General features: G+C 69.6%; 18 protein-coding genes. 5 read left to right on the forward strand and 13 right to left on the reverse strand.

Annotated elements, in window-relative coordinates:
- The first annotated feature begins 481 nt into the window (after nucleotides 1-481).
- The 5 genes from ACYVLQ_RS07490 (at nucleotide 482) to ACYVLQ_RS07510 (ending at nucleotide 4,359) form a co-directional block, all read left to right on the forward strand.
- On the forward strand, nucleotides 482-1,192 hold the full coding sequence (locus ACYVLQ_RS07490) for a hypothetical protein (RefSeq protein WP_460696652.1): 711 nt from the start codon (nucleotides 482-484) through the stop codon (nucleotides 1,190-1,192).
- Between the two features lie 106 nt (nucleotides 1,193-1,298).
- A complete protein-coding gene (locus tag ACYVLQ_RS07495) occupies nucleotides 1,299-1,799 on the forward strand; it encodes a hypothetical protein (RefSeq protein ID WP_460696653.1) in 501 nt (166 codons plus the stop codon).
- A gap of 114 nt (nucleotides 1,800-1,913) precedes the next feature.
- Nucleotides 1,914-2,204, forward strand: coding sequence for a hypothetical protein (locus ACYVLQ_RS07500; RefSeq protein WP_460696654.1), 291 nt, complete (start codon nucleotides 1,914-1,916; stop codon nucleotides 2,202-2,204).
- A 352-nt stretch (nucleotides 2,205-2,556) separates the two neighbouring features.
- Nucleotides 2,557-4,020, forward strand: coding sequence for a cutinase family protein (locus ACYVLQ_RS07505; protein WP_460696655.1), 1,464 nt, complete (start codon nucleotides 2,557-2,559; stop codon nucleotides 4,018-4,020).
- Nucleotides 4,021-4,104: 84 nt separating this feature from the next.
- The gene (locus ACYVLQ_RS07510; protein ID WP_460696656.1) at nucleotides 4,105-4,359 is read left to right on the forward strand and encodes a hypothetical protein; all 255 of its coding nucleotides are present in this window, start codon (nucleotides 4,105-4,107) and stop codon (nucleotides 4,357-4,359) included.
- 486 nt (nucleotides 4,360-4,845) lie between these two features.
- Here ACYVLQ_RS07510 and ACYVLQ_RS07515 read toward each other — a convergent pair whose 3' ends face one another.
- From ACYVLQ_RS07515 to ACYVLQ_RS07575, 13 genes are all read right to left on the reverse strand, one after another.
- Nucleotides 4,846-5,073 (reverse strand): hypothetical protein, encoded by a 228-nt coding sequence (locus ACYVLQ_RS07515; RefSeq protein WP_460696657.1) that lies wholly within the window; start codon nucleotides 5,071-5,073, stop codon nucleotides 4,846-4,848.
- A 156-nt stretch (nucleotides 5,074-5,229) separates the two neighbouring features.
- Nucleotides 5,230-5,385, reverse strand: a complete 156-nt coding sequence (locus ACYVLQ_RS07520; protein WP_460696658.1) for a hypothetical protein — start codon at nucleotides 5,383-5,385, stop codon at nucleotides 5,230-5,232.
- Nucleotides 5,373-5,825, reverse strand: coding sequence for a hypothetical protein (locus ACYVLQ_RS07525; protein ID WP_460696659.1), 453 nt, complete (start codon nucleotides 5,823-5,825; stop codon nucleotides 5,373-5,375). The genes ACYVLQ_RS07520 and ACYVLQ_RS07525 overlap by 13 nt, the downstream gene beginning before the upstream one ends.
- 78 nt (nucleotides 5,826-5,903) lie before the next feature.
- Nucleotides 5,904-6,077 (reverse strand): hypothetical protein, encoded by a 174-nt coding sequence (locus ACYVLQ_RS07530; protein ID WP_460696660.1) that lies wholly within the window; start codon nucleotides 6,075-6,077, stop codon nucleotides 5,904-5,906.
- Nucleotides 6,078-6,386: 309 nt separating this feature from the next.
- Nucleotides 6,387-6,905 carry a hypothetical protein gene (locus tag ACYVLQ_RS07535; protein ID WP_460696661.1) on the reverse strand — a complete coding sequence of 173 codons (519 nt, stop codon included), beginning with the start codon at nucleotides 6,903-6,905 and terminating at the stop codon, nucleotides 6,387-6,389.
- Entirely contained in the window at nucleotides 6,878-7,765 is an 888-nt protein-coding gene (locus ACYVLQ_RS07540) for a hypothetical protein (RefSeq protein WP_460696662.1), read from the reverse strand. The genes ACYVLQ_RS07535 and ACYVLQ_RS07540 overlap by 28 nt, the downstream gene beginning before the upstream one ends.
- 270 nt (nucleotides 7,766-8,035) lie before the next feature.
- Nucleotides 8,036-8,428, reverse strand: coding sequence for a hypothetical protein (locus ACYVLQ_RS07545; protein WP_460696663.1), 393 nt, complete (start codon nucleotides 8,426-8,428; stop codon nucleotides 8,036-8,038).
- Nucleotides 8,425-9,060, reverse strand: a complete 636-nt coding sequence (locus ACYVLQ_RS07550; RefSeq protein WP_460696664.1) for a hypothetical protein — start codon at nucleotides 9,058-9,060, stop codon at nucleotides 8,425-8,427. The genes ACYVLQ_RS07545 and ACYVLQ_RS07550 overlap by 4 nt, the downstream gene beginning before the upstream one ends.
- A gap of 7 nt (nucleotides 9,061-9,067) precedes the next feature.
- Nucleotides 9,068-9,619 carry a hypothetical protein gene (locus ACYVLQ_RS07555; protein ID WP_460696665.1) on the reverse strand — a complete coding sequence of 184 codons (552 nt, stop codon included), beginning with the start codon at nucleotides 9,617-9,619 and terminating at the stop codon, nucleotides 9,068-9,070.
- Nucleotides 9,620-9,686: 67 nt separating this feature from the next.
- Complete coding sequence (locus ACYVLQ_RS07560) at nucleotides 9,687-11,378, reverse strand: VWA domain-containing protein (RefSeq protein ID WP_460696666.1); 1,692 nt, start codon at nucleotides 11,376-11,378, stop codon at nucleotides 9,687-9,689.
- Nucleotides 11,379-11,430: 52 nt separating this feature from the next.
- Complete coding sequence (locus ACYVLQ_RS07565; protein ID WP_460696667.1) at nucleotides 11,431-12,627, reverse strand: AAA family ATPase; 1,197 nt, start codon at nucleotides 12,625-12,627, stop codon at nucleotides 11,431-11,433.
- A 47-nt stretch (nucleotides 12,628-12,674) separates the two neighbouring features.
- On the reverse strand, nucleotides 12,675-13,022 hold the full coding sequence (locus ACYVLQ_RS07570) for a hypothetical protein (protein WP_460696668.1): 348 nt from the start codon (nucleotides 13,020-13,022) through the stop codon (nucleotides 12,675-12,677).
- A gap of 106 nt (nucleotides 13,023-13,128) precedes the next feature.
- Entirely contained in the window at nucleotides 13,129-13,497 is a 369-nt protein-coding gene (locus tag ACYVLQ_RS07575; RefSeq protein WP_460696669.1) for a hypothetical protein, read from the reverse strand.
- Nucleotides 13,498-14,125 lie beyond the last annotated feature (628 nt).

Consider the following 14,125-nt stretch of genomic DNA (forward strand, 5'->3'; position numbering starts at 1 on the left):
CGACGGCAGACGCGGACCCGCAACCATCGCCGGTGCGCGACCCACACCATGAGCGGACGTCCGGAGTTGTCGCGGTGATGGTCTGCGGTCATGATAATCACCTCAATTCGGACTCATGGACATAGCATCTCCGTCGCGGAATACGAGAATCCCGAGAGGTGCTGATGCCGTGTCCTGGACAGGACGGCCCACCGGTGACGCAAGACCATCATTCCAAGAATCCGGGAGCCACATACATGGACGCTCGATACCGCGTGAATGTCAAGCCGATACCGCTGGATTCGGTCAACTTCGCTTGTGCATCGCATTTCATCCACAAGACAAATGTCTTGTTTCATGATCCGCTTGACATCGACGGGTATATCGAGCGTCCATAGATGCGGGCACCCTGCAATCCGGGAAACGCAACAATCCCGGGGGGTGCCCGTCCCGGCCGGGACATGACGAACCGAAACCACCATCAATACGCATGGGAGACGTCATGTCCATCACAACCGAAAACACCGGAAACAACACACGCAGCGCCACCGAAGACGCCCTGTGGACCGCCTTGCACACCACCGGGGACACCCCGGTCACTGCCGCGGCACTGGCCGAACAGTCCGGGATCGGTGCCTCCACCGCCCGCAAAATCCTGGCCCGCTGGGCGATCGACGGCATCACCGTGCGCCACGACGACGGCAACCCACGCGCCGCCGTCCGCTGGACCCTCGCCACCACCGTCCCGGACACAGCGTCTGCATCGGACACAGTCGACGCCGCCGCCGACACCGGCACCACGACGCCAGCCGACACCGGGTCCGCCAACACCCCGGCTGCGCCCGACCCCACGACACCGCAGCCGCCCGACACCGACACCGACACACTCACCAGCGAGAACCCGGACACACCAGAAGGCGCCGCCGATGGCGATCCGGAACCGGTCGCGCCGCCTGACACAGCCGCCGAACCCGACGGGGACGCGCCCGCCAAGCCGGACAAGCTGCCACCCGGCGCGCTCCGCGGCATGGTCGAGGACCACCTGCGCGACCACCCGAGCGAGGAGTTCACCCCGCACCAGATCGGCAAAGCCCTCGGCCATTCCAGCGGCGCGGTCCACAACGCGCTCGTCCGCCTCAGCGATACCGGTGCCGCCGAGAAGACCAGCGACGCCCCCAAGAAATTCACCCTCGCCGCACAAACCGAATCCTAACCATCCCCCGGCCCCACAGGGGATCGTGCGGCCCCCGGTCCTCCCGGTGCGCGTTCCCCTGCCCGGCCATCTGGCCGAGGCCAACCCGATCAACAAGGGAAGACCGATGAACTCGACAAACGACATCGACAGCCACGACACCGGCAGCGCAGCCGAACCCATCCACGACGACCGCACATCCGACACCCGTCCCCAGAAGTGCTGGGGGCCATACCGCGACACGACGATTCACGACGAAGAGGGCGCGGTGAAACACGGCGCGAGTCTCAGCAGCTGGACCTACGTACCGGTCCAGCTCCGCGACTACCAGGGCACACCCGACCCGGTACTCGTGAAACCGCGCCACCGGTGCAACCACGGCGTCACCATCTGCCGCGACTGCGCCGACAGCTGGGCGCTGGACCACATCATCCACTACGAACGCACCAAGGCAGGCCGCCAGCTCCTCGACCAGGTCAACACCGACCAGAAACAACGGGCGACAACACCGAACCAGCCCACCGAAACCACCCCCGGCAGCGACACGGCGACCACCGGCTCCCCGGAACATCGCCCGCCCTCACCCGGCCTCGAGGCCGACAACCCGCACGCCCGCGGCGAACGCTGAGCGACAGGTGGGAATCGGCCGGAGCACCGTTGCGGCGCCCCGCAATCCACCGCCCGGATAGACCCCATAGATGGGCCTGAACCGCGGCGAAACCTCCTGACGGAAGGACTATCGATGGACCCCGAACCTCGGCCGTACCTGGTGCGGATCGAACCGGTCCCCGACTGGGACGACACCCTGTACGACGTTTTCGCGATCACGATCGACGGCCGGAAAGTACCGATAGGCAAGGTAGTCACCGACGACGGCCAGTTCTGGCGGCGGCTCGACACCACCACCCACCAGCCGACCGGCGACGAATACAGCACCGCCGACCAGGCCGCCGACGCCCTGGCGGACGCCGCCTACACCGCATGGAAGAAGGCGTGGGACGGCATCCCACACACCACCGACACTGCCGAGTAGATCGGTACCCCCGGCCCGGTGACCTGATCGGTCACCGGGCCCCATCGCGTCTATCTGTTCGCGGGTTACCCGCAGGTCGGAGGACCTGTTCGAGCGGCCGGAACAACAACCGTGCAAACCACGGCACTTCGGCCCTGAGAACCCCGATTCACCGTCATGGCCCGTCACGGCACGGGTGCGCCGTCACCTCACCGACCCGAGAGTCTCCCGCGCGGGTTGCCGCCATTTCCCGAGAAAAACCAAAAATTTCTGGTGCTCGGCTGCCGAATTCGGGCCCGAAATCCGGATTAGGGAGGTGCGCGGAATCTACACCCCGCGCCCCAGGAAGAACCACCCTTTCCGGAGGCTCGCCGTGCCACTCACCCCCCGCCACCCCTCGCGAACCATCCACCTCACCGCAACCGGTCCCTCACCCCGTCGCCGCATATCCGCTGTCGCCAGCGCCGCCTGCGCCACCACCATCGCCCTCGCTGCCACCGCCGCCACCGCCGGTGTGGCAGCCGCCGACCCCAACCCCGCTGCGCCGGGATGTCCGCGCTGGACGGCGCTGCTGGTGCCAGGCACCGGGGAAACCCACCCGGCCGCCGACCCCACCCACACCGTCGGGATGCTGGCCCCGATCGGGGACGGCCTGCGCGCCCGCTACGGGCCCGACATCGACGTCCGCACCGTCGGCTACACCGCTGCCCCCGCCCCCTACGCACCCTCGGAAACCGCCGGGGTGCAAGCCCTCACGTCCACCCTGAGCGGCTTGTGTGAGTCCACCCGCGTGGTGATGGCCGGATACAGCCAGGGCGCCGACGTCGTCGGCGACACCACCGCCGCGATCGGGCACGGGCAAGGCCCGCTGCCCGCCGACCGCGTCGTCGCGGTCGGGTTGATCTCCGACCCACGCCGCGACCCCAGCACCCCGCAACTCGGTCCCGCCGTAGCCGGTGAGGGCATGGCCGGGCCCCGAGCCCAGGACTTCGGGGCACTCGCCGGCCGAGTCCGCACCGTATGCGCCGAGGGCGACATCTACTGCGCCACCTCACCCGACGCGTCACCCGCCTTGGCGGCGGTCGGGCGCGCGTTCACCGGCAACCCCACCCTCCTCGACGACGACCCCAGCCAAGACTCCGCGGCCTCGACCGGGACACCAGGCAGCCTGGATCCGTCGTCGGTGACCCGGCAGGTCGTCAACGTCCTCGCCGGTCTCGCCGGATTCACCGCCAACGTGCCCGCGATCGTGGGCGACCTCGCGCAGCTACCGCCGCTCATCGCGGTCGGCGACATCCCCGGCCTGCACCGGGTATCCGGGGACCTCAACAACCTGTTCAACCCATTGGTACGGATGGCCGACAAGGCCGACCTGCACCTCGTCGCGCGAGCCCTGTCCATGGCCGCACCCCTCGACACGTCCGGCTGGACCGCGGTCGCGGCACAGATCGTCGACATCCTCGCCAACGTGGACGTCGGCCGCGTCGCCACCGACATCGGGCAGGCACAGGAAATCGCCTGGCGCGCAGTCGAAAAACTCACGATCGGGGACCCGATCGGCGGCGGCCTCGAACTCGTCGGGTTCATCCCGGTCGCCGCCGACCTCGCCGCCGCCACGGCCTCGGCGTTGTCCGGCGACGCCGGCGCGCAGCTGTCCGGACTCGCGCAAACCTTCACCGGCAGCACCGATCCCGCCACCGCCGCACTCACCGACCTCGCTCGCCAAGGCGGGGACGCCGCACAGTTCGCGGCCAGCGGAGTGCACCAGAACGGCTACAGCGATGCCGTCCGCCAGGTGCTCGAGTGGCTGACCAGCCAGCTCGACGGCGCCCGGTAAACCCGCCCACACACGCCCACAGCGCAGTGCAGGGCCAGGCCCGCGAAACCTGTTGCCCTGCACCTTCAATGAAGGGAGTTCGCGATGATCGGAACCACGCGCGCCGCGATCGTACTACTGGCCGCCGGGCTGAGCCTGGGCCTCGGCGCCGGGACCGCCTCGGCCGGATGGTGGAACCCCGACGGCTCCTACACCTGGGACGACGGATCCCGGACCGAACCCGACGGCAGCCACACCCCGTCACCACGCGCCAGCCGCCCCTGCTGCATGGACCCCAACTGCAACGCCACCCCCATCGGCCCCTGCGACCCGCACAACCTTCCGGCACAACAGCACTGACCGCACCACCCCACAAATGGCAGAGCCGCCAGGCTGGAATACTGGCGGCTTCGCCATGGCTGTGCGCTAGCGAATGTCCTTGGCAGCGTCCACGCCGCAGACGCTGGATCGGGCAGTGAAAGACCGAGCCGTGGTCGACTGGCGACACGGCCCGGTCCCGCACGTGTCCCGCGGGCGTGCGAGACACGACCAGCATAGCGATCTGTCAGCAATCCTCCGGTGATTCGGTAAAGACCACAGGGCTCGTCTGGTGGCACAGAGGTGCGCCGCCGTCGGCAACCGGAGCGGCTCGTGGTGCTCGGCGGTTACCGGCGGCGGCTGTACCCGAGAAAGTGCGCGGCGGACACCCCGCCGAGCACCATCCAGTATTCGGAACCGTCCACATTTCGGACGGGCTTGCGGATCAGGCCGCAGTCCGGGCGCCTGGCTCGCGGCGTGGTCGAGCCCGAAGCGCGGACGAAGGGCTCGGCGGCCCCGAGCGGCGGTTCAGACGGCGGGATTCGCCCATCGCTCGGCGGCGGAGAGTGGGAGGGGGCCGATATCGTCGCCGGTGGCCTGCTGGTGTCCGTTCGGGGTGATCAGCGAGGCCACCCATCCGGCCGGTTGGGTGTAGTGGAGCAGCAGGTCTACTCCCGGGGTGCGTTCGAGTCGGTCGGCGGCGTCGTGCTGGGCCGTCGTGAGACCCAGGAGCATGTCCGGAGTGAGGTCGGTCATCGCGCGTTGCCTCCGTTTTCCTGATGGCGATCTTGCCCGGGCGTGGGCCGGGGCCGATGGACTACCTTCGGTGGTCGGCCACGGCAGTCGGTCATGGTTCGAATACGTCTGGGGCGGACCGGAATTCGATCGGTTTACTCAAGGAGAACCCGGCGATCATGTCGGCCCTCCCGTGGTCGGCTCGGTCGCCGTCAACACCGCGTCGGTGACCGGCCGCTCCGTGACCGATGCGGCGAGGTGGACCTCGAGTTCGTCGGCGGTGAAGAGGCCGGCCTCGAGGATGTCTGTGCGGTACTGCGCTATCCGCCGCACTTCCTCATCGAGGTCGGTGGCGGCGAACTCCAGCGGTGAATAATCGGGAGGGCACGGGTGCGGCCTGCACACAGCTCGGTGGTGATCGTGGTGGCTCGTTCGGTGAGCGCGACGACGCGGTGCAGGACATCACGCTGCAGTTCCCGCATCCGGTACACCACGCGATCGCGTTGCACGGTCAGGAAATGCTGCATCCGCAGGTCCCAGTCGACCGGATCGATGGCGGCATCGGCCGTCGCCAACGCCCACGGGTGCGTGAAATACGTGGCGCCGCAGTGTGTTTGCACTGTGCAGACGGTGATCGCGTTGTCGGTGTAGACACGTAGGACCCGGCCGGGGGCGTCCGGGGCGTGGCGGGGTGCCACCTCGTCACCGGCGCGAACTGGGCATTCGGTGTCCCCGGGCCATGCCGCCTGGGTCGGTGTTGACTGGTTCGTCATCGCAGGAAGTCCTCTCGAGTACAGGAGCGTCGGTGGTGTTGCGGGTGCGGCGCTTCGGGCGGTGGGTCCGTCCCGGATTCAGTTGGCGTTCGGGTCGGAGGGCGGGTAGGTGACGGTGGGCGCGGTGGCGCGTATCGCGTCGGGGTCGAGGTTGGTGCTGGTGATCAGCAGGATGTCCATGTCGGCGGCGAGGTCGTCGCTGGTGAACTCGGTGTCGGTGTCGGCGTGTGCCCACGCCCATTCGGCGACCACTTTCTCTTGTTCGGCTCGGGAGGCGAGCGCTGCGTCCGGCCCGACCGGCTGGGCTGTACGCCCGCTGTCGAGGGCCTGCCAGCAGGCGTGTAGGTAGACATCGGCGTGGCGAGCACCCGCGCGCGTTCGCAGTGCCGCACGAACGCGGTGCGGGCCACCGGGTCGTCCGGGGAGAAGTCGGTGGCCCGGCGGGCGCGGGCGGTCAGGATGTCGGCGGCCGTGCGGAGCTGGCCGGGCGGTGTCCGGTCGTCGGGGCCGGTGGTTGCGTCGTCGGTCATCGCACGAGTCCCTTCGGGAGGCGGGGCCGGTTCACCAGGAGTTCTCCTCGGGTGGCGGATGCTGGTGGATCGGGTAGCCGAGTGCGATCAGCCGGTCGAGGTCGATCACCGGCTGCATCTCGGCCCAGCGCAGGCGCCGCCAGAACCAGCCGCACCGGCACATCGCCGATGCCAGCTCCGACCCGTCGCGATGGGCGGGGTCGGCGCACCCGAACGGCGCGCCTTCCCAGCAGCCGAACGGCGGGCAGTCGATCACGACATCGTCGGCGGGCACGGCCGGACCCACCGCGGCATTCCTCGCGTGGGACCAGGTCGGCACCGTCCCGTCCGCGGCCACCAGCCCGCGTTCGGAGGTCTCGATCCACTGGTGCGCCAGCCACGCCCGCCGTTTCGCCTCGGTCATGGTGTCGGCGTCGATCACGTAGCAGGACGGGTTCACACCCTCGTGCCGTCCGGAACCGGCCACCCAGACCGTCCACACCCGCCGGGCGGCGGCGTCTGCCTGATAGTCGGCCTGCCGGGTCATGACCGCGCCTCCGCCTGTGTCCATGCGGTCGGGAGTGGCCCGCCTGCCTCGATAGCGTCGACCAGGTGCCCGGCCGCTTCCGCGATCGCGGCGTACAGGTCGTCGCGCCGCTGGTAGTAGGTGGTGCCGACCTCGGGGTGGGCGCGGTAGTCGGTCTCGTCCTGGTCGTCGAGGCCGTATTCGCGGCACACCGTCCGATACAACTCGCGCTCGTCCCGGCGTTTGTGGTGGAAGTCGGCCAGCCACCGATCGGCGTCGACCGGCGTCCCCGCATTCCCGGCAGGTGCCAGGGCCGCGGCTGTGGGGGCCGGTACGGCGAGGTGGACCGCGAGCTCGTCGGCGGTGAACAGTCCGGCGGCCTCGACGGCGGTCGCGCAGTACTCGGCCAGTTGGCGGAGTTCGCCGTCGAGTTCGGTGGCGGTGAACTCGGTCGGCGGATGGTCGGCACTGTCGGTGGCGTCGGCCCACGGGTCGGGGATATGCCCGGTGCGGAGCGTGGTCACGATCGTCTCGGCGTGGCGGACCAGCGTGATCGCCTGCTGAACGACTTGGCGTTGCCGCTGCTGCATCCGGCGGAGCACGCGCTGGCGTTGCCCGTCGCGGAATCGCTGCATCCGCAGTTCCCACTCGGCCGTGTCGTGGTCGGGATCGGCGGGAACCAGATGCGACGGGTACGTGAGAATCCGTGCGCCGTCCGGTGTTTGCACGGCGCACTCGGTGATCTCGTCATCATCGAGGACAGCCAGCACCCGCCCCGCCGGTAGGTGCGGCGCATGCCGGAGCACCACCTCGTCACCGATCCGGACGGGGCAATCGAGGCTACCGGCGGGCATCGGATCGGCCGCCGGGCCGTGCGGTGTGGTCTCGGGTGTTGTGTTCGTCATGACGAGCGCTCTTTCCCTGTCCGGGTGTGCCGAATTCGGTTGGTGCTGTGGCTGTCCCGGCCGCTCCGTCGTGTGCGCGGGGCCGGGGTGGTGCAGTCGTCGCAGACGCCGATCAGGCGGTTGAGGATCAGGTTCTGTGCCGGGATGGTGACGGTTGTGACTTTCCGGCATTTCTCGCAATATCCAATGGTGCGCACGGTCGGTAATCCTTTCTCGTGCAGCTCGTTTCGATCGTTCGCGGCGAATATCGGGGTGAAGCCGCACGCCGGGCTATTGCCGGTCTGCGCGCGCGGCGGTGTGCAGGTCGAGACGGAACACCCCGTACGCCGTGCGGGTCATTCCGGCGATGTCGGGTGAGCGCAGGTCGGTGTTCCACTGGGCGAGGTCGCCGGCGAGGCTCGTATCGCAGATCTCGGCGCCGGTGCCGTCGCGTACCGCGGTGAGGTCGAGTCCGCCGTAGGCGGCCCAGTCGAACTCGGCGGACCGAGCGTGCGGGTGTCGGTCGCGAATCGCGGCGGTGATCGCGGCAACCAGCAGCTCGGTGATCCGCCGTTCGCGGTCGGCACCACCGGGCATCGCGTGCGCTGCGGCCAGCAGCGGTGCAGGCGATGCGGTGGCCGGACTGGCCGGGCCTGGGTGGGGTGTGGGACCGGTGGGTGTCATGGCTGGCTGGCTCCTTTCGTGCAGGTGGTCCAGGCGGCCGGAGGTCGGCCTCCGGCCGTGAGGTGGGTGTCGAGGGCGGCCATGAGGTCGCTGGCCTGCTGGTACAACTCGGCGAGCCGGTCGTGGTGATCGGCCGCTTCGTCGGCCGGGACGACCCGGTCCTCGTCGGCGGTGTAGTGCGCGATCTCGGTGGCGATATCGCCTTGCAGCGCACGGAAACCGGCGAGCAGCTCGTCGGGATCGTCGCCGCCGGATACCGATGCTGGGACTATCGGCGCGGTGCCGGGGATGTGCCGCTGTTTTCTGCCCGGTGGCGGGATGTGCGGGCGGATCCGCGGGCGTGCCCCGGTCCCCGCCGCAGGCGCGGCCGGTCGACCCGCCGGTGGTGTGGGTGGGGCAGGCGGGGACGGGCAGGTCCCCGCGTCTCGGTCGATGAACCAGAGTTCTCCGCCGACACGGGCGGTCGGTCCGCCGGAATGGCTGGCTCGGGGCTTGTCTCCGGCGGTGAGCTGGGTGGCGGTGCGGGGGAATCCCAGGGCGCGCGGGTGTGTGGTCTCGGGGGTGAGGGGCCGCGCGATCCATCCGCCGACGATGACGTAGATGCCTTCGGAGTCCTGTCGTACGAGTGCCATCGGAGCCTCACTCCTCGGTGTCGGTTGCCGGTCGGGTGGGGGCGGGGTAGCGCCACAGGAACCGCCCGGCCGGGGTCGGGTACATGTGCACCGGCCCGGACCGCAGGCGCGGCGGGGTGGGTCCGTCGTAGGCGTGCCGTACCGCGTCGGGGGTGGCGTGGCCGGTTTGGGTGGTCAGCTGGCAGGCGCCGCTGTCGATGTAGTTCGTGTGGCAGCCGCACAGGTCCCCGGCGCTGCCGCAGTTCGCGCACACTTGGCGGCATCGGCTACCGCGCGCGGCGCGACAGGTGAACCGCAGCCGTTCCTTGCCGTGCGTGTCTGTCATCAGTTCGGCGTAATGGCTATGGGGGACAACGATGCTCGCGTGGCAGGGCCGGGTGAATCGGCCGCCGGTCGTGGAGACGATTTCCATGCTGATGATGTCGTCGGGGTCGGTGTCGTGGTCCTCGTACGAGGTCATGTCGTAGATCTCGTGTTCACCGAACCAGTCCCCCACCTGGAGGTCACTGACACGGACACGGGTACCGATCTCGTAGCGGCGGGGTGTGGCGCGGAACATGCGAACCTCCCTGGTTTCCAACGGTTTCCGCACCGGGGCCGTGTGGCACGCGGCCCTGGTGCGGTGGTCAGGCGGCGCGGACGGCGGTGGTGGCGGCGCGGGCGATGGCGGCGGCGGTGGCGGCGGGGTCGGTCATCACGTGCACAGTGGCCCCCGCGAGCGGGTCGCGGCGGTAGCTGTCGGGGGTCAGCCACAGCACCGCGCAGCCGGACGCGCGGAGCCGGTCGATGCGCTGCTGCCCCTGGTCGCGGTGATCGTCGTGGTACTTGCCGTCGGAAATGATCACCAGCAGGCGGGTGTTTTCCGGCCGGGACAGCCCGAGGGCGCCGTCGAGTGCGTCGATCGCGCCGTCGATGTTGTGGTCACCGGCGGGGCAGGTGAAGTCGGTGACCCGGGCGGGTGCGGTGCCCGGGTAGGTGATCGCCTTGACCCGCTCGCCGAAGGTCACTGTGGCGGTGGCGGCGGGCATGGTGGCCAGTTCGGCGGCTTGGGCGATGATCCATGCGGCCGATGCGACCGGGGCGGCGTAGCTGCTCATCGATCCGGAGATGTCGCAGGCGATGCCGACCCGCAACGGTGGGATCGGGGTCGCGCGGCGGGTGGTGCGGGTGAACGGTTCGGCGGTCGGGATCGCCCCGGCGGCGCGCTGCGCTTCCCGCACCATCGCCCCGCGCATCCGCAACCGGCCCGGTGGCAGCGCCGAGGTGGTTTTCACCATGGCGCGTTCACGCTGGCTGGCGGTATTCAACGCGCGGGCCAGGACACGGGCGGCGGTGCGTTCGTCGGCGCGGGGTGGACGGGTGCGCCGCGCCGACGCGGTGGTGGGGCCGCCGCTGCCGAACACGCGCCGGGCTGTGCGTTGTGTGGTGGCGGTGTGCTGTGCGGCGGCGCGTGCCGCTGCCCGCGCGAGGTCGGCGGGGTCGTCCGGAACCTGTTGCGCGGCAACCGCGTTGGCGATATTCGTGACGGTTGCGCCGATCGCGGCCGACAGTATCGAGTGCGGGTCGGGATCGGCGTGCGGGTCGGGGCCGACGATATCGAGCCATTGCTGCCCGAGTTCGAGCATGGTTGCGCCGTCGTTGTCGGCAACGGTCTGCGCTTTCTGCCAAATCGCCTGCAACTGTGTCAGTTTCGCGGCACCGAGCACCGTTTCGATAGCGGCGGCGGCCGGGGCGCATTCCCCGGGTTCGAGGATGCCGCCGTCCACCCGGCCCAGCAGCAGGGCGGCGTTCTGGGCGGCGGCGTACGGCGTGGGCGGGATCTGCGCGGCGGCGGAGGCGCCGCCGTTGTCGCCGATCACGATCTCGGTCGCCGAGGCGCGCAGCCAATGGCGGTCGTCGGGGCGGCGGCGGATGTGGGCGGCCTCGATCCGGGACTCTTCGAGCAGCATGGCGGCCTCGACCACGGCCGGGTTCGCCAACGGGGGCGGGTCCCAGCGGCTGTGCTGGGCGTGGCCGCATTCGTGGGTGAACGCACCCCACACGGCGGCGTAGCGGGCGCGGTCGCTGGCGCGGTCCGGTTGCGCGGTGGCCGGGTCGATACCCAGGCGGGTGCCGTCGATTTCGATCGCGGCACTGTGCGGGAAGAACACCGCCGGGTGCCCGTGCGCCGCGCCGGGCGCGATGGTGACGATCACGTCGTCCCGGTCGGCGATCGGCGGGGCCTCCTCGGTCAACGCGGCCGACAGCGCCTCCCACCCCCGGGCGGCGGGCGGCACGGCCGGGGTGGCGGTCGGGTCGGCGATCACGTGGCTACACATCACGGAATTCCTTTCCAGGACAGCCGCACCCGGTGCGCGGGTAACGGGGCTGTTAGAGGCGGGGGCCGAGGGTGAGGGGCTGGTATTCGGTGCCGAACACGGTTTTGACCACGGTGACGACGACGGGGCGGTCGTCTTCGGGGGCGTTGCCGATCAGGTTCGCGGCGGCCGTCGCTACGTCGGTAGCGGTGGCGATCTTCTGGAACGCCAGCAGTTCCCGCAGTTGCGGAGCCCACCCGATCTCCCCCTGAGTGCGGCGGGTCGCGAGGTTGCGGGCCACTTTCACCGCACGGGGGTCGACCCCCAACTGCCCGGCCAGGTCGTAGTCGCTGCCGACCTGCACCTGAAACGCGAACCGGGACGCCAACGCATCGGACAGGATCGCGCCGTGCACGCCGGGGTTGTGTCCCGCGACAACGAAGAACCCGGGTTCGGCGGTGACGATTTCGCCGCTGTTGGCTTTGATCGCGATCTCTTTGCGGCCGTCCATCGCGCCGTAGATGCACGACAGCACGGTCGGCGGAATCAGCGTCGCGTCGTCGACGAACAGCACCCGGCCCTCGCGCATCGCCCGCACCAGCGGCCCGTGCACGAACGCGAACGTGCCGTCCGGGTTTTGGGTGTACTCGCCGACGAAATCGGCGACCGTGGTGTCGCAATCGCCCTGCACGGTCAGCAAATCGCCGTAAGCAGCCTCGATCAGTGACGTTTTGCCGGTGCCGGGCGGGCCGTACAAAAGCACCGGGACCTCGGCGGCGCGCATCGTTTGCAGGACCTCCACATCCGAACGGCCCGCCAGCTTCCGCACGTGGTACGCCTGCCCGTTCGGCCGCGTCACGGTCGCGCCCGGCGCAGCGGGCACCGGCGCCGCAGCGGGTTTCCGGGTGCTGTTGCGGGTGCGGGTGGCTGCCCGCGTGGCTGCCGGTTTCGGGGCGGCGGCGGCCGATTTCGCGGGGGTGGGCGCGGCCGGTGGCCGGGTGGGGGCGGGTGCCCCGGCCGCTGCGGCGGCGGTGTCACCGGTGGCGCGGTAGCGGCCCGGTTTGGCGTTGGTCTGTTCGGCCTGCCCGGCCCCGGTGAGCCGTTTCAGCGCGTTACCGATCGCCCCGGACGAATGCCCGGTCAGATTCGCGATCTGGCGCGGCGTGTAATCGGTGCCGGGGTTGTCGGCCAGTACGCGCGCCACCATGCGGCGCAATTCACCATTGCCGAGCCGGGTACCGGACGCGGCGGGGGCGGGTGTCGAGCTCATCGGGGGCCTTCCTTTCAGCAGATCAGGCAGCGGGCGGGGCGGGGCGGTCAGTCGGGCAGCTGACTACGCAGCGGTTCGGGCGCGGTATTCGCGACGTGCACGCCCCCGGCCGTGGCGGGCGGGTAGCGGCGCAGGGCGTGCACCGCGCCGTGGGCGTACGCGGCCAGGTGGTCGGTACCGGCGACCACATGCAGGCGCGGGGTATGCGGCCACGTGCCGTTCCCGCCGGGGTGATGCGCCACGATGTACAGCTCCTCCCCGTCGTCGTAGTCGCTGCACGCGCAGAACGGCGGGGTCGTGTAAATGACGAACTGGCTACCGTTACCGGTGTTCTTCGCCTCGTAGATCGGGACCAGCGCGTCCGTGTCGGCGGCGGGGGCGGGGTGTGCAGTCATCGCGGGACTCCTACCGGGTCAGCAATCGGGGCCGGGGTGTGGTTGAGGGCCGGGCGGGGCGGGCATGTGCGGCCCGCCCCGGAACGTGCGGCGTGGCCGGGGGTGGTCACAGCCCGTGCCGCTGGGTGGGTTGCGGGTAGCTGTCCCAATCGAACGGGCCGTCGTGCTGCCAGATCACCGCTCCAGTTGCGGTGTCCCACGTGGCGCGGCCCACCGTGTTGCCGTCATCGAGCGCCCAGAAATCGACCGCGAAGTCGTCACGCCCGACGCATGCCACGTTCGCGTGGAATTCGCACGCGGTGCCGCCTTCTTCGGTGGATTCCCGGACCTGGTCTTCCGCGTGGCCGCGCGCCGCGTCCAGCGTTTCGAACGGAACCTCGTCGTACGTTGTCCGTTCGCCATCCGGGGTGACACCGGAAAGCGAAACAACATACACCCAGTAGTTCGGCGATGCGGTGTCAGCGGCGGCGTTCATGATCGTCTCCAATCGGTTGCGTTCGATGCGGTGGCGGGACGGCTATGGGTGGATCCTGGCATACGGGTGGCGCGGCCGTCATTCGGGATTCGGATTGCTTCCCGTTTTTCGGGAACACATCGACGTTATCTCGATATGTCACCCGAATTCAAGCTATTCGCGACAACTTTTTCGCCGAATTTCCGTGAATTCACGGGCAACGCAGCGCACAAACAAGCAGGTCGCCGCGCTGAAGGTGTTTGCAGTTCAGGGGAATGGGCCGCGGGCTGGCGAAAATGAATAGATGAATAACGACGGAGACAGAAAGCGAAACACCCGACGAGCACCCCGCGCGTAGCCTTGACACCCTCCGGATCCGGTCACGGTCCGCCCTGCCCGCCGCACCGCCAATCTATGTCTCCATGCCCTGGGGGCAGTGGTAGCCTGGGCAACCCAGAGGGCGAAAAGGCGGTTTTGAGCTGGGGTTATGCCGAACTGACCCGGTCCTGTTAAGCGGACCCCCGTCGGGACCTCCGGGTGGTCCCCCGGATGGAGCGCCTGCTGGCGACCAGGCTCCCCTGGTGCGTCGCGGGCGGCAGTTCACCCTGGAGTCCACGTCCAGAGCATTCGGGGATTGTCGACGGCGCGC

It is taken from the genome of Nocardia thraciensis, assembly GCF_054782435.1.

What these genes read in the sequence shown, in the direction of transcription:
- ACYVLQ_RS07490 (WP_460696652.1), top strand. Translation starts at nt 482, where the DNA reads ATGTCCATCACAACCGAAAACACCGGAAACAACACACGCAGCGCCACC.
- ACYVLQ_RS07495 (WP_460696653.1), top strand. Translation starts at nt 1,299, where the DNA reads ATGAACTCGACAAACGACATCGACAGCCACGACACCGGCAGCGCAGCC.
- ACYVLQ_RS07500 (WP_460696654.1), top strand. Translation starts at nt 1,914, where the DNA reads ATGGACCCCGAACCTCGGCCGTACCTGGTGCGGATCGAACCGGTCCCC.
- ACYVLQ_RS07510 (WP_460696656.1), top strand. Translation starts at nt 4,105, where the DNA reads ATGATCGGAACCACGCGCGCCGCGATCGTACTACTGGCCGCCGGGCTG.
- ACYVLQ_RS07515 (WP_460696657.1), bottom strand. Translation starts at nt 5,073, where the DNA reads ATGACCGACCTCACTCCGGACATGCTCCTGGGTCTCACGACGGCCCAG.
- ACYVLQ_RS07525 (WP_460696659.1), bottom strand. Translation starts at nt 5,825, where the DNA reads ATGACGAACCAGTCAACACCGACCCAGGCGGCATGGCCCGGGGACACC.
- ACYVLQ_RS07535 (WP_460696661.1), bottom strand. Translation starts at nt 6,905, where the DNA reads ATGGACACAGGCGGAGGCGCGGTCATGACCCGGCAGGCCGACTATCAG.
- ACYVLQ_RS07540 (WP_460696662.1), bottom strand. Translation starts at nt 7,765, where the DNA reads ATGACGAACACAACACCCGAGACCACACCGCACGGCCCGGCGGCCGAT.
- ACYVLQ_RS07545 (WP_460696663.1), bottom strand. Translation starts at nt 8,428, where the DNA reads ATGACACCCACCGGTCCCACACCCCACCCAGGCCCGGCCAGTCCGGCC.
- ACYVLQ_RS07550 (WP_460696664.1), bottom strand. Translation starts at nt 9,060, where the DNA reads ATGGCACTCGTACGACAGGACTCCGAAGGCATCTACGTCATCGTCGGC.
- ACYVLQ_RS07555 (WP_460696665.1), bottom strand. Translation starts at nt 9,619, where the DNA reads ATGTTCCGCGCCACACCCCGCCGCTACGAGATCGGTACCCGTGTCCGT.
- ACYVLQ_RS07560 (WP_460696666.1), bottom strand. Translation starts at nt 11,378, where the DNA reads ATGTGTAGCCACGTGATCGCCGACCCGACCGCCACCCCGGCCGTGCCG.
- ACYVLQ_RS07565 (WP_460696667.1), bottom strand. Translation starts at nt 12,627, where the DNA reads ATGAGCTCGACACCCGCCCCCGCCGCGTCCGGTACCCGGCTCGGCAAT.
- ACYVLQ_RS07570 (WP_460696668.1), bottom strand. Translation starts at nt 13,022, where the DNA reads ATGACTGCACACCCCGCCCCCGCCGCCGACACGGACGCGCTGGTCCCG.
- ACYVLQ_RS07575 (WP_460696669.1), bottom strand. Translation starts at nt 13,497, where the DNA reads ATGAACGCCGCCGCTGACACCGCATCGCCGAACTACTGGGTGTATGTT.